Annotated in this window: 9 protein-coding genes and 1 pseudogene; 6 read left to right on the forward strand and 4 right to left on the reverse strand. The window is 52.8% G+C overall.

The features are described from left to right. Positions 1-76: 76 nt before the first annotated feature. Together F4555_RS07635 and F4555_RS07640 are read right to left on the reverse strand one after the other, a co-directional pair. The gene (locus F4555_RS07635; protein ID WP_114991513.1) at positions 77-646 is read right to left on the reverse strand and encodes a PIN domain-containing protein; all 570 of its coding nucleotides are present in this window, start codon (positions 644-646) and stop codon (positions 77-79) included. Next, positions 646-1,233: a helix-turn-helix domain-containing protein gene (locus F4555_RS07640; protein WP_114991509.1), complete on the reverse strand. Its 588-nt coding sequence runs from the start codon at positions 1,231-1,233 to the stop codon at positions 646-648. The genes F4555_RS07635 and F4555_RS07640 overlap by 1 nt, the downstream gene beginning before the upstream one ends. 125 nt (positions 1,234-1,358) lie before the next feature. On the opposite strand from F4555_RS07640, the gene F4555_RS07645 reads away from it, so the two are divergent. The 5 genes and pseudogenes from F4555_RS07645 (at position 1,359) to F4555_RS07665 (ending at position 7,429) form a co-directional block, all read left to right on the forward strand. Next, a complete protein-coding gene (locus tag F4555_RS07645) occupies positions 1,359-3,941 on the forward strand; it encodes a cell wall-binding repeat-containing protein (RefSeq protein WP_103758610.1) in 2,583 nt (860 codons plus the stop codon). 415 nt (positions 3,942-4,356) lie between these two features. Continuing rightward, positions 4,357-5,603, forward strand: a pseudogene (locus F4555_RS07650) (IS3 family transposase). A gap of 140 nt (positions 5,604-5,743) precedes the next feature. Beyond that, positions 5,744-6,271: a hypothetical protein gene (locus tag F4555_RS07655; RefSeq protein WP_160151205.1), complete on the forward strand. Its 528-nt coding sequence runs from the start codon at positions 5,744-5,746 to the stop codon at positions 6,269-6,271. Positions 6,272-6,428: 157 nt separating this feature from the next. Continuing rightward, entirely contained in the window at positions 6,429-6,974 is a 546-nt protein-coding gene (gene relB / locus F4555_RS07660; RefSeq protein ID WP_004018537.1) for a type II toxin-antitoxin system RelB family anti-toxin, read from the forward strand. A gap of 2 nt (positions 6,975-6,976) precedes the next feature. Beyond that, positions 6,977-7,429 carry a hypothetical protein gene (locus F4555_RS07665; protein ID WP_004016321.1) on the forward strand — a complete coding sequence of 151 codons (453 nt, stop codon included), beginning with the start codon at positions 6,977-6,979 and terminating at the stop codon, positions 7,427-7,429. Positions 7,430-7,980: 551 nt separating this feature from the next. Here the strand turns inward: F4555_RS07665 and F4555_RS07670 are convergent. Beyond that, on the reverse strand, positions 7,981-10,914 hold the full coding sequence (locus F4555_RS07670; protein WP_103759241.1) for a cell wall-binding repeat-containing protein: 2,934 nt from the start codon (positions 10,912-10,914) through the stop codon (positions 7,981-7,983). Positions 10,915-11,583: 669 nt separating this feature from the next. Here F4555_RS07670 and F4555_RS07675 point away from each other — a divergent pair. Continuing rightward, a complete protein-coding gene (locus tag F4555_RS07675; RefSeq protein WP_004013980.1) occupies positions 11,584-12,426 on the forward strand; it encodes a type IV toxin-antitoxin system AbiEi family antitoxin domain-containing protein in 843 nt (280 codons plus the stop codon). Positions 12,427-12,601: 175 nt separating this feature from the next. Here the strand turns inward: F4555_RS07675 and glgB are convergent, their stop codons facing one another. Then, entirely contained in the window at positions 12,602-14,983 is a 2,382-nt protein-coding gene (gene glgB, locus F4555_RS07680; RefSeq protein ID WP_115325846.1) for a 1,4-alpha-glucan branching protein GlgB, read from the reverse strand. Positions 14,984-15,008 lie beyond the last annotated feature (25 nt).

Consider the following 15,008-nt stretch of genomic DNA (forward strand, 5'->3'; position numbering starts at 1 on the left):
CCGCCCAGACCCTCAAAGCCTCGGGCAATCTGAGACGGACGAACCCGTCACCGGGCTTATCGAGAGGGTGCTTATTCTAGAATCCGTGTTCACTGAGGGTCGAGCGCAGACCGGGACACCACTTCCGATCCAGGTGGACGACGAGGTCATTAAACGCGGAGATAGGCAGTCCGTGCCGACCGCTGCGAGAGGCGATGGCACCCAGCGCTTGAGCGAACAGTTGCGGATTCATGTCTAGCGAATCCAGAAGGAAAGCGTCAGGTGGGATTGCGCGAATGTCTTGCGGGAGGGCAGCAGGCGGAAAATCTTTGAGATTCCGGGTAATGATGGCCTCGGCATGGCCCGCTTCAGCGCATGCTACCACGTGAACGTCTTGAGGATCGGGAAGATCCAGTTCGAGTTCCCGCACGTCAGCGGTGAGAGCGTCAGGGAACGCTTTGTTCATACGGGAAATCAGCCGTGTTATGTAACTGTCAACGTTCATGTCCGTCTGGTGGGAGTGTCTACGGCGAATGACAGCATCAAGCTCTTGTAAGATACGGTCTGACCACACCGGACGGTAAACCTTTTCCCAAGCCAGCTCAAGCAACACATCGCGCAACAGCGAAGGATAAAGAACACTAGTATCAAGAACGGCGCTGAACATCAGGATTGAGTAGTTTGTGCGGGGCGGACAGGGTCAACAGATTTGTCTGGGCGAGCGCGGGAGGCAGGTTCGTCTGGCTGGGCGGCCCGGTCAGGGCGAGCGAATTCTTCATCATAAAACCCCATCCGTGCCGTGTCAGCCATGATTTCGTCCAACGCTTTCGCGGCCCGATACTGCTGGCGTTCGTTGTACTCCAAAAGGTCTGCCAGAAGGACCTGGCGGTGGCGACGCGGACGACTGTAAGGTATATCGCCCTCGTCAAGCAGACGCACAAGGGTCGGGCGAGAAATCCCCAGAAAATCCGCGGCCTGCTGGGTCGTCAAGCGCGTCGATAACGGGGTCACACTAATCGCGCGCCCCTCAGACAGGGCAATAATGGCCTTCAGCAGGATTTTATACAGGTCACGCGGCAAACGGTTCTTCGCCTGAGTCTTTTCATCGACCAGGAAATATGAATCCTCCTCAGTAGCCTGGGTCAGCACAGAAGCAAGTTGCTGTAGAGAATCGAGTTCTTCCTGGTCAGGAAGAAAAGTATCCCCCGACTCCGAGGAGTGCAGGGTTCGTGAAAGAGCATATTGGGTAGCCATACAGCAATTATAACACTCGACAACAGCAAAACGAAATAATCGAACAAAACGAATAAAACGAACGATTGAGTTCAGGGGTTTTGCCCCTGCTGAGCCGGAATTCCTGGTCTTCTTCTACTACCCAGATGAAGGGTGTTTTGATGATGAATTTTGGTAAGAAGATGGCTGTTGGGGTTGCGTCTGCGGCTTTGGTGGCTTCGTTGGCTGGGGTTCCGGCGGCTGTGGCTGCGGGTGGGGATAGGATGGTTCCGTCTCCGTCTTATGATGTGAATCGTTTGCGGCTTTCTGGTAAGAGTCGTGTTGATACGGCGATTGAGGTGGCTAAGCACGCGATGAAGGCTGCTGATGGTGTGTCTGATCATTCTTGGAATGGTAATCAGCCTCCGAAGGTGGTTTATATCGCGGGTTATGATGGTGAGGTAGATGCGGCTGCTGGTGGCGCGTTGACTGATGGGCCGATGCTGCTGGCTAAGGCTGATGGGTCTTCTAATGAGAAGGTCGCGGAAGCAGTGAAGGAATTCGGCGTGGAGACTGTTATCGCTCTTGGTGGTGATAAGGCGGTGCCGGATTCGGTGTTGTCTGATATTGCTAAGAAGGCTGGGGATTTGAAGACGGCTCGTGTGGCTGGTCATGATCGTTTTGAGACTTCTGTGGAGATCGCGAATCGTATTGGTCAGGTTACTGGCCGTTTCACCCCGGGTACGGTGGTGTTGGCTAATGGGGTGACTTTGGTTGATGCGTTGACTGCGGGTACGATTGATTCCCCGATTTTGTTGACTAAACAAGATGGTTCACTGCCGGAATCCGTGATGGCATATTTGAAGAAGGTTAAGCCCCAGAGCTTTATTGCGGTGGGTGGTACTAAGGTGATTCCGGATTCTACGGTGTTGTCTGCGCAGTACACTGCTTTGGGTAATGATGCTTTGTCTACGGATGATTCTTATCCGGATATTATTGCGAAGCGTGACCGGTTGAAGGCTTTGATTGCTGAAGCTGATAGCCAGTGGAATCGTTCTGATGGTGAGTATGTGAAGGCGGTTAAGACCGCGAAGCGTTTATACAAAGAAGCTAAGGTTCGCTATGACGTGGCGCGGGCTGATTTGGAGAAGGCTGTTGCCCCGTTGGATAGTGTTAAAGGCATCGATGAGAATAAGAAGCTTTTGGACGGAGGGAAACTCGCAGCCAACGATAAAGTCCAAGATGTTATTGCGAAGCTGTCTCCGGTGTTTTCTAAAGACATGGTAACTGCCGATAAGGATGTGGCGGGGAAGTTGTTTAAGCCTTCTCGTGAGAAGATTACTTTTGATGAGGCTGCTGCTATTGAAAAGTACGCGAAGGATGCGATTAAGGACGCGAAGAAAGCGATTGATAAGTATAACGCGAAGCAGGCTGATGGTACGGAGTCTGATTTCGATGGGTTAGCTAAGCATGTTATTGATGGTGACGTACAGATTACTGGGGTTTCTTTGTATGCGCAGATGCAGGTGTTTAAATACCGTTTGGATGCGGCAGAGGCTAACTTGAAGTCCGCTAAAGACACGGTGGCTTACCTGGATTTGAAGGCTGCTGGTTTGGGTGACAAGCTCCAGGGTAAGTCTTACACTCGCCTGGCTGGTAAGAACCGTTATGGTACTGCGGCGGCTATCTCGGCTTGGTATCAAAACCGTTATGACCCGGATTGGACTACTGCGGTTTACCTGGTTAATGGTGATGCTCTGGCCGATGCGGTGGTAGCTGGCCAGTTGCATCGTGGCCCGGTGTTACTCACTAGCAGCGCGGAGGCCTACTCGAACGAGGTTAACAACGAGATTATCCGCGCCGCGAAACGTCTGGGTGCTAGCAACTCGAAACTAATCGAGATTTACGGAGTTGGCGGCAGTAAAGTAATCTCTGACAGCCTGTTGAAAACCGCTAACGCCACCGCCCTCGTAGCCCAACGCGGCGACAACACCAACCAACCCACCCCAGGCAAGACGAATGTGCTTTCCGCTAATAGTCTGACCCTCGGTAAATCCAACACCGCTACTGGGCTTAAGACTAAGGTGATGCTTAACGGTGTGGAAGCCAACCCCACTATCTCTGCGGATAAAATCCTGGTCAGTGATGGTACTAACACGGTGGCGTCCGGAGAAATCGCTTCTTTCCCGACCGTTGCATACGCTAGTGGCGTGTTCACCGTGAAAGCCGGCGCTAGCGCTGTTGCTGGTAAGAACTATACGGTGAAGTTCACTGATGATAAAGATAACAGTGGCTCGTTCATAGTCTCTGTTACCGATAAGGACGTGTTCAGGGTTGATGCCAGTCACAAGGTTTATGACGGTAGCGCCGCTAATGATGGACAGAGCCAAAACAAGCCCCTGAAAGTAGCGAAAGCCGTTAACCAGAGCGCGACTTCTACCGCGACACTGGCGGCTTACGGCTACGACGGCGAGGCGGTTAATGGCGCTAGCTTTACTTTGGTGAAGGATAAAGAAGGCACCGCGTTAACCGGTAATAAACTCACTGTAGCAGAAGCAACCAGTGGCTCCTCAGCGACTGGTGCGGTGACCCTCGAAATCGACAGCAGCAAATTCAAGATTGCGACTGATAGTACCAATGCGGCAGCAAAGAAGGGTGCTTGGGAACAAGAAGTATTCGTGAAAATCTCCAAAGCAAACTACGAGGATAAGGTCGTGTCTTTGAAGCTCTGGCTCGAAGTCACTGATTAATCCCCGTATTAAACCCGTAGCGGTTTGATAATCAAATAACCAATAGGGGGTGTTTCCGCCGTAACAACGGGAACACCCCCTATGCACATTTCCCCTTGAGAAACCCTGCCAGCCCGCTGGTTTTCTGGTATTCGCACCGGCAAAACCGTAGCGAGTTATCGTATGGATAGCCCAACTCCCTGATTACAGCGGAAACACTGTAGTCGCATTTAGTTAACAACCCCGCAGCCATACGATGCTGCTCAACACTGAACATGCGATACTCCTCCTCAGTCCAAACTCGATTCAAGAATCCCGCCGCATACCTGCCGTCTCACTTTTATTTGACCACACACACCACGCACCCGTGAGGTTACCCTGGTTTTGTGGACATCGCGGTTAGGGATTTGGTGTCTCGCTGGGAAGGGAGGTCACTATGTCTGAAGTGAGGAAAACAAGACGGAGGTTTACGCCGGAGTATCGTGTGGAGGCCGCGTGTTTGGTGGTTGAGTCGGGTAGGGCGATTGCGCATGTAGCCCAGGAACTCGGGTTAGTTGAGCAGACGTTGTGTAGGTGGGTGCATAGCTACCGGCAGACTGTGGAAAACGAGCCAGATGGCGAGTTGTCCGTCGATGAACGCGCCGAACTGAGACGATTACGCCGGGAGATTGAGGAACTACGCAAGGATAACGAGTTTTTGGGAAAAGCGGCCGCACAACTTCTGCGTCGAAGCGACCACCGGTGAACGGTTTGAACTAATGGCGCAGGAGTTGCGCTAACTTTGAAATCGTGCGTATGGCCAGACTCTTGGGTGTGTCTAGGTCGGGCTACTATGCCTGGGCGCATAGAAAAGCACAAGGACTATCTAAAAGGGCTAGGAGCCAGGCCGTGCTTGATGAGCGGGTGCGCGTGTTTCATGCCGCGTCTGACGGGGTGTACGGGGCTCCTCGGATTTACAGCTGATTTACATGAGGCGGGCTCGCCGGTGAATGTGAAAACCGTGGCGGCTTCGCTGCGTCGTCAGGGTCTGGAGGGTGTTTCCCCGCGTGGTTTCCGCCCGGTTACTACAATCCCAGGGGTTGCGACCCACTCGATTCCTGACCGGGTGCAGCGGGTTTGGGACACGGGTAGGCTCAACACGGTGTGGATTTCCGATATTACTTATCTGCGTACCGGGGAGGGCTGGCTGTACCGGTGCGTGGTACGTGACGGCTGTTCCCGGCGGGTGTTGGGCTGGGCTATGGACACCCACCAAGACACGAATCTGGTGGAACGTGCTCTGGTGATGGCTAAAACCCTACGCGGGGATTTCCCTGGCCGGGTGGTGTTCCACGCTGATCGTGGCGCCCAATACACCAGTGAGCAGATTCACAAGGTCACTAAACAACTCGGGGTTGACCAATCCATGGGACGCACCGGGGTTTGCTGGGATAACGCGATGGCTGAGTCGTTTTGGTCAACCTTGAAAAACGAGTTCTACCATCGTTTCACCTGGCCAACCAGGGCTGAGGCGAAACAAGGCGTTGTTAGGTGGATTGAGGTCGTCTACAACCGCCGACGGCGCCACTCATCCATCGGCTACTAAAAACCCCAGTGGATTTCGAATACAACCTAGAACAACAAGAAAAAACCAGCAAACAACCACAAGCGCACGTAAGGGACATGTCCACAACTTGCGGTTAACCTCACCAGTTTAAACAGATGTTTCATATCACGGGCTTATACCTGGTTTGGTTTGTTAGAATCGGGTTTGGTATTTCAAATGCGTTGTAAATGCCGTAGGTGATGCAGGCGGTGAAAGGTGGTCAGTTGTGGGTGGTGACATGGATGACTGGTTACAGCCTTTGCGTGCTTGTACTCCTCGTGGGAATCCTTATGTTTGGATCCATCCGGGGAAAAAATTTGATGGTCATGTCCGGTCTGGGCGTTTTTGGTTTGAAATGCCTTGTTGGCTTACGGAGGATTTAAATGCCGTGTTTGGGCAGTGGCAGTTCAACGAGTATATGAAAGCGCAGCTGCGCGGGGAAATCGATATTTTGCTGGAGGAAGCGTCTTGCGGTGTGTTGGAGCAGGAAGCTCATGGTTTTGTTCGCACTACGCCTAAAGACGCTGACAGGACTCGTATCCAGCCTTTGATAGGGGAACTGCGGGTTCCAGAGCCTTTCGATGTGGGCAAACGCCACTGCCGTTGCCGCGTGTTTCATTACGAGCCAGATGCCTATGCTGACTGGCTTGTCAGCTTGGGGGCTTTGATAAAAGACGTGGATGATAAGGATAGTAAGACGCAGCAAAATCAGGTGATTCGACTTTGTGATAAGCGCAGGTGTGAACACGAGTCTCGCAGGAATTGACCTGAGTCGGGTTTTTTTGCCATACTTGTAGCCGTATGTCTTGAATGGCATATTTGGTTTTTGTTTCCGTAACTGTGGTGGTGTTGATGTGCCAGAATAGTTGCATGAGTTGGTCAAGTTGCATGATTTGCATGAGTGGCGTGAGGAGGCGCGTGCTGTGAGCGAAAACGAGGAGCGGGCATTGTTTCTGTTGGCTCGTGGTCAGGTTAAACGCGACCGAGAAATGATTAGGCAGCTTGTGAAAATACGTAAGTCGCGGGAGTCTGAAGGGTTGACACAAAAGGAGGTGGCTGCGCGGATGGGCAGTGACCAGGGATTCGTGTCGCGTTTTGAAAGCCTGGAAACTAACCCTAATCTGCGCACAATTCGTGCTTATGCTCTGGCGGTGGGCGCGGAAATCAACTACGAGGTATACCCTGCGAACTGTGCTAGCCTGACGCAGCCTAGCACCGATTCCGCCGTGCCGGGACTGACAACCGCCCCTAAAATGTCTCCTACCGCAGCCGTGTCTGATGCTCCTGACGACACTCCCGCTCCTGCCGCGATGGCGGTGTCCCCTACACTCACGCCTCTGGAAACATTGTCTTATCAGGTTTCTACATCGGGATACCAAGAGGAACCACACTCTTACCAATCACAACCATGGCCTAAGTTCACTATTCAGAGTGTACCTGCGGGTTTCCAGTGTTTACGTGAGGTATAAGAATGCGGATTTTGGATTCACGGATTATTCGACTGATGAGCACGCCTCTTGCTACGTTACGTACACAAGACGAGGGTGACATCCCCAAGGAAATGGCGCTAATCGTGGCGTCCCCTCCTGAAAAAGAAGCCCCTTTCAGCCTGAACACAATCCTTTACCAAGCCGATGTGATTCTTACCACACAGAAGTGGGTGACATCAGGCAGTGCTTTATTGAAAATGGATATTTCGGACGAAATGCCCTGTAGCTCGCCGCGAGATGCAATGAATCACCGCTATGCTCAGCTATGTGAAAAATACGCCTCTAGCGCGGTAGAAATCCTCGGGGACATGCTTACCCGCAGTTTCGGGGTGTTGGACGGGTTGCTTAAAACAGGCGTTACGAATCAGCACAAAAAAATCAAATTCGATATTTACATACCCTCTGGGAATCGCGAAACCCCGGCGGGTTCATGAGGAGCCATCCGAGGTAACAGCATAGCATGTGATTGTTTTCCCCGGCATATACCGGGGAAAACAACCCGTTTAAGGGTAACCGCAGCATAAAAGTGTGTTTTTATCGGGCATGTTGCTGGCGGATTTTCGGGGGGAGTGGTTTACTACCTAAGTGCTTATTTCGCCTCTCCTTGGCGTTTAGGCACGTCATTTGGGACTTGTAAGCCAGTGACAGGAGTACAGTTGCCTAGAACACGCTTTTGAGAAATGTCAAACATGGTCACGATTTAAGCAAAAAAGCTAAACAACCCCGACCTTCCATTGATATACCAATCAAAAACCCGAATTAAAAACACGGAATCCTGCCGGTTACCCCCGTTTAAACCCCAATTTTTAGACGCAATTTGTCCACTAAGCCTTAATTCGCGGGTTAAACCGTGGTGCTCCCCAAGTGAAACTTGGGGAGCACCATCGGGGTGTTCAGGGCTTATTGGTTGTAGCCCCGTTTCTATTCAGTTATCGACCTAACCCTACTCTTCGCAAGGAAGGGCACCTACGTGTTAGGAAACTTACTACTTGATGATGTAGAGCTTCTTCGTACTACCTGCAGGCACGTAGAGTAACTTCGAAGCACCCTTGTTAGCCGTAGCAACCTTGATGCCGTGCTTGCTGGTGTCATGAGTCGCATCCGAGGCAGCGGCACCGAGTACCGTCAAGCCGTCCTTATCCAAGAACAAAGCACCAGCATTCACAGCGTTGGTTTCGCCTAGCTCATAGACAGTATCAGTACTACCGCTAGCAACCTTGCCGGTTACTTCGGTGGGGCTGCCGGCCTTGTAGACGAATGTGGCTTTGAACTTCTTGTTGTTGTATTTACCGGTAATCTCGTAGGTACCGAACTTGGTGGTACCCGGAGTCACCGTAACCTTCACCTTACCGTTAGCGCCATCATCAGCCACGGTCGGAGCCGCTGCGTCAGCGCCACTGTTCTTGCCATTGATTTGCAGGCCGGTAGCAGCTGAGGTAACGGCTTGGTCGTTGAGCTTCAACGACAGCTCGAAAGCATTAGCCCAGGTGACGGTCTTGTCGTCTAGGGCGACGTCCTTGCCGTCTAGGGTGACGGTGTCCGCTTTTATGGTGACAGTGACCTGGGCGGTGTTATTGTCGCCGTCTTTCACGCTAACAGTGTACACGTCACCAGCCGTCAAGGACGCGCCAGCGTTCTTGGTGATGGTCAGGGTGTTGTTGTTAGACACCGTAGCGGTAAGGTCGGTGGAGACTACGTTGTTTTTCTTCACGCTCACAGTGTGGCTCAACACAGGCACAGCGGATTTATCGGTGAGTTTAGCGGTTAGAGCCAGGGTAGCGCCAGACTCTGGCATATCCACGTTTTCAACAGCCTTATTACTGGCGTCTACCAGTTGGAGGGCGGCTTCTTCTTGTTTCTTCCCGACCTCACCGAGGTAGTCAGCCCCCGCGTAGTCTTTAGCGTTACGCAAAGCCTTAACCGCCTCATCACGTACCTCGTCACTGATAGCGACTTTACCACCAATAGCGAAAGTACCCAGGTTAGTGGTACGGTACTTCAAATACGCCAGATGCTTCAAAACCGGCTCACTGATTTTACCGGAGGTCGGTACCAGCATAATCGGACCATCCGTCAACTGACCCGCCACCACGGAATCAATCAGATGCGCATCATCACCAGAGGCCAAATAAGCCCGCCCGTTAACTGGATCGACCTTGTCCTGATGCAGATACGAACCCCGCAAAAGACTGTAAACCGCGAGTAAAGCCGAAGTCTCGTAACGATCCTTACCCGCCAAACGCGGCCACGTACCCTCCTGGGTAACCAGATTCATCCGTTCCTTACCGAAATACAAGTTAACCGCGTCAACCAAATCCTTCTTCGCCTTATCAGCCTTCTCCTTTTGAGACTTATACTCAGAAGTAGCCTGGTTAAACAAAGCATCATAGTTAACACCATCAACCACAGGCTTACCAGCCGGAACCGGGTCATTCGCATGCACGTTGCTGGCATTAGAATCAATGTCTAGGTAGACGGCCCCACCCAAGGTAGCAGGCTTAGTACCAATCATGTAGGCCTTAACCTCGCTCCAATCACCAGAAGATAGCTTCGATTCGATACCCTTGAAGAAATCAGTATTCAAACCAGTAATCTCGTCAGTATCACTATCAAAAGTAAACGCCCCACCATCAGAAAGCTTACCCTTCTTAAACGTGGTACCAGCAGCCTGGGAAGACACACCATACATATCCTTAACCGCCTTCAACAACGCATCAGCCTTAGCCCCAGCCTTAGTACGTACGTCAGCGGTGCCACCTACGAATTCACCAGCCTTGACTTTCTCTGCGATAGCGTTACGCAACGCCACATCCAAATCTGCCTGCAGCGCGGTGTGCTTGTTAGTCAACGCTAAAACATTCTTACCCAGTTTCTCGGTAGAATCCTTGTAACCAATAAACGCTTTCTTCGGATCAGTCACATTCACACTCACGTTAACCGTAGACGGATCCTTAGACTCACCAACAACAGCACCGCCGGTATACCCGTTACCGAAGTAGTTGTATTCATCAACCTTCTTCGGATCCCAATACTTCTGCTCGATGAATCCCTTACCCATGCGCTGCCACTTATCTTGACCGAAATACACCGCTGCCGCACGCTGCACATCAGCCTTCTTCTCCGCAGTAGTCTTCAAATAAGACCACGGGTCAAGCTTCTTCGTCTCACCAAGAATCTTGTTAACCTGCTCCTCAGACAAAGCACTCTTACCGCCAAGCACCACACCATCAGCACTCAAGGTAAGCTTCTCGAAATACTCCTTAGTAGCCTTATCCACATCACCCTCGTGATTCACCAGCAACACCGGACCATCACCAGCCGCGCCCGCAGTCAACGCGTCAACAAGCTGATCCCCACGAGTCAAATACACCCGGCTCACCGAGTAACTCTTATACGAAGCCTTAGCTACCGCCACATTCGTCTCATAACGATTCTTACCATCCAAACGCTCGGTCTTGGTAATCTTATCGTTCATCTTCTTAACCGCAGCCACCGCCTCATCAGCAACAGCCTTCTTACCACCAACAGCAACCAACTTGCTAACATTAGGGAACTTCGTCTTCATCGTCGCACCCAACAACAACTGACCCGAACGATCCGACGGTACCAACAAGACAATACCATCCTTCAACATCCCAGAAGTCGCCGCATCAACCATATTCTCATCCCGAGAAGACACCAAATACGCAGTCTTCAAAGAAGAATTAGAATCCTTATACAACTTCTCCGCCACAGCCAAAGCCGTATCAATACGCGAATCACCAGAAACACGAGTAAACGAACCACCATCAGGGAACTTAATCTCATCCCCAACACCAGCCACAGCCGCCGGAACCCCAGCCAACGAAGCCACCAAAGCCGCAGATGCAACCCCAACAGCCATCTTCTTACCAAAATTCATCATCAAAACACCCTTCATCTGGGTAGTAGAAGGCGAGGGAATTATAGGCTTATCCTTGAGCCCCGTTTGCCGCTCGCCAGAGCCTGAGGATACAGGCATCCAGTTACACAGCTTACCTCACCATTGTTAATTATCAATGTTGCGATTCCGAAATTCAGCTTTTTGCTGAAATTTTCCAGTTGCGGATAACTCGGAAACGCTCCTAACCCCCGCCCAACAAGGCTTTTAGGCTAGGACAACGGGCTCTCATGAGCTCACCCTAAGGTCAACCTCCGAGGTTTTACCCCCAAGGTTTCCCTCGAGGCTCCCGTCCTCGCTTACAACCTTTATATGTAAGGGAAGCCTCCAGTCTTACAGCCGATTAATTGTGATATAAATCACAATCGCATTTTATGGTTTCATGGGGCGCCACAGGATTTCCCAGCCACTGCCCCAATTATTACAGACCAGGCGACAGAAACGGCACGAGCGGATTTTTCGGATGGCACCTCATGAACAGAAAACCCCACAGCTACCAACCAAGACAACCACCACGATCCCCCAACAAAACACCAGCCGCAACTGCCCCTCAAAAGCCACGCCGACCCATACTCATCACCCCGTCAACAACCCACAAAGTCCTAAAACAGCATCTACAAACTCTATACCTATTGATATTAGACGATTAAGTATGTAACAATACCTAACATGAACAAAGAATACTACAGAGGCATATTTTCCACGGCAATGCTGCGAGAACGTCAAATCTCTCGGCGGCGACAAGAAAAGCTGGTGTCAGAAGGAAAACTACGCCAGATTAGACACGGGTGGTACGCCACGAACGATGCCCATCAAGACGCCATACGAGCCATAAAGCACGGCGGGCAAGTCGGATGCATCTCGGGATGTAAAGTGCACGGACTGTGGATTCCCCCGAAGTACCAAAAGGGACTGCACATTTGCCTCCCGGAACATACTGCGGTCGATTCCAGCCTGGCTAAACGAGGCATAACGGCGCATCGCGGAGGTAACCGAGAAATCAGCGCTATTCGATCCGTTGAAGACTGCCTCGTAGATGTAATGACACATCATGACCCAGAAACCGCGTTGATAGTTTTAGAATCGGCCGTGAATAATAGGTTCATTACCTTCAGTGACGGCGAAGCGCTGATTGCTGGACTGACTGCACGGAAACGAAAACCGCTGCGGTTTTTTGAACGCGGAGCTCAATCGGGTAGCGAAACCCGTATCAGGTTGTTTTTCAGGCGACGAAATATAAAGGTCAAACCCCAAGAGCCCCTGAGAAACATCGGCTGGGTTGACTTGTTAGTGGGGAAATCATTAATTGTGGAATGCGACGGTCGCGCCTACCATTCCAGTGAATCCGCTACTCACAACGACCGGGTTAGAGACGAGTATGCCGACCTGCAGGGATATTCTGTAATCCGGCTAAGCTATGGGCAAATCTGGGACGAATGGGAGCAAACCCAGGAATATTTGGAGAAGAAAATCAAGACCCACAGATACAGATATTTGCCGCAGCCCATTTAAACCAGTATCTCAAACCTGGCTAACTAAAACCCTGGCAGAAATCCGGGGTTATTTGTGGTGGAGGCTCGATTATATTGAGCCTCCACCACATTTTCACCGGAATTTCTGCCACGGGTACTTAAAAAAACTGGCTGTGGTGATTCGCGAACCACCACAGCCAGCAGGAACCCCAGAACTAGCGCGGCCGGTTCGGGTTACCAGCAGACGGACGCAAAATCAGCACCCCCAGCGGCGGAATCCGCAAGGATGCCGACGCCGGCCGCCCATTCCACGGGATATCCTCGGCCAGAACCTTGCCCATGTTCCCCACCCCGGAACCGCCGTAAATCTCGGCATCCGAGTTCAAAACCTCGTCCCACTCGCCCGCAAAAGGCAAGCCGACCCGGAAAGGATCATGTGGGTTGCCAGAGAAGTTCGCCACCACAGCCAGCAAACCGCATGAATCGCTGGCCGCAACCGACACTCCCCCCGGGTTCACCGCCGTGTCACCACCGCCAGGATTCCCGGATGGCACCTCATGACAGCCACAACCATCCCCGCACCCAGCGGAAACCACCGGCAACACGTCCGAGGGCGCGCCACCAAAACCATCCGCCAACACGCCCGGCACGAAACCAGACTGATCCGGGTCAGCCTTACGGATATAAGTCAACAGGTTGTGATCCCCATCCGAGGCATCAATCCACTCAAACCCGCGATAATCATCACACCACAAAGCCGGATCCGAAGCATACAAACGGTTCAAATCTGTCACCAACCGGCGAATCCCCTGGTGTTGCGGGGAATCCAAATGCCACCAATCCAGGGAAGCCCCCGAATTCCACTCGCCACCCTGGCCGAACTCGGTACCCATGAAAATCAACTGTTTGCCCGGATGCGTCCACTGGTATCCCAGCAGCAATCGCAAACCCGCGAGCTGACGCCAATAATCGCCCGGCATCTTGGACAGAATCGAGCCCTTGCCGTGCACTACCTCGTCGTGAGACAGCGGCAACATAAAGTTTTCGGAAAACGCGTAAACCAGGCTGAACGTCAGTTCATTGTGGTGCCACTTGCGGTTGACCGGATCCTCGGCGAAATAACGCAGCGTGTCATTCATCCAGCCCATATTCCACTTGAACCCAAAACCAAGCCCACCGCCGCTGGTCGGCGCGGTCACACCGGGCCAAGCCGTGGATTCCTCGGCAATCATGGTGGTACCCGGACACACCCGGTAACACGTGGCGCAAACCTCTTGGAGCAAAGCAATGGCCTCGAGGTTTTCCCGCCCGCCATAGACATTGGGATGCCACTGGCCTTCCTTACGGGAATAATCCAGGTACAGCATGGACGCCACCGCATCCACCCGCAACCCGTCGATGTGGAATTCCTGCATCCAATACAGCGCATTGGCCACCAAGAAATTCTTGACTTCGCGCCGCCCAAAATTGAACACCAAAGTGCCCCAATCCGGGTGCTGGCCACGCTGCGGGTCGGGATCCTCGTAGAGCGCCGTGCCATCGAAACCGGCCAGCGCCCAGTCGTCCTTGGGGAAGTGCGCCGGCACCCAATCCAGAATCACCCCGATACCCGCCTGGTGCAACTGATCCACCAAATACCGGAAATCATCGGGCGTACCGTAGCGCGCCGTCGGGGCATAGTAAGACGTACACTGATATCCCCAAGACGGCCCGTAAGGATGCTCGGCCACCGGCATGAACTCCACGTGAGTGAAACCCATTTCCTTAACATAGGGCACCAGGTGTTGCGCCAAATCCCGATAGCCATAGCCCTCGCGCCACGACCCGACGTGAACCTCGTAAACCGACAGCGGCTGGGTGTGAATCGGATGCGACTCGGCATTCGCCGCGCGCCGCTCCATCCACGCCGCATCGTTCCACTCGTGGAACTTATCGGTCACCACCGAGGCCGTAGCCGGAGGAATCTCGGTCGCGCGCGCCATCGGGTCGGCCTTTTGATGCCACCCGCCGTCGGGACCTTTAATCTCGTATTTATAACGAGCCCCGACCCCCACATCCGGGATGAAAAGCTCCCATACCCCGGAGGCGCCTAATGAACGCATCGCCGAAGCAGAACCGTCCCAGAAGTTGAAGTCACCCACGACTCGCACCGCCTGGGCGTTCGGCGCCCACACCGCGAAAGCCGTGCCGTCAACCGCACCCATCGGCCCGTCATAGTGCCGCAGGTGCGACCCCAACACGTCCCACAGGCGCTCGTGGCGGCCTTCACTAATCAAATAGGTGTCCATCTCGCCCAGGGTCGGCAAGAAACGATACGGGTCGTCGGCGAGGACTTCATTGTCGCCATACCGCACCCGCACTCGGTAATCGCCGACCTCGGAGCCGGGGATTACCGCGACCCACACTCCATCTTGTTCGTGCTCGGCGGGGAAATCGCCGTGCTCGGTCACAATCGTGACGCTATCCGCCATGTGTCGCACAGTGCGGACAGTTACATCCGAGCCGTCGGAATGCGGACCCAGAATGGAGTGTGGAGAATAATAATTCGCGTAAGCGACCTGATTTAGCAGGTCGGAGGAAACAGGTATCTTTGCCATGTTTATAGTGTGACATAAGTCGCGC

It is taken from the genome of Mobiluncus mulieris (assembly GCF_014204735.1).
Lineage (GTDB): Bacteria > Actinomycetota > Actinomycetes > Actinomycetales > Actinomycetaceae > Mobiluncus > Mobiluncus mulieris.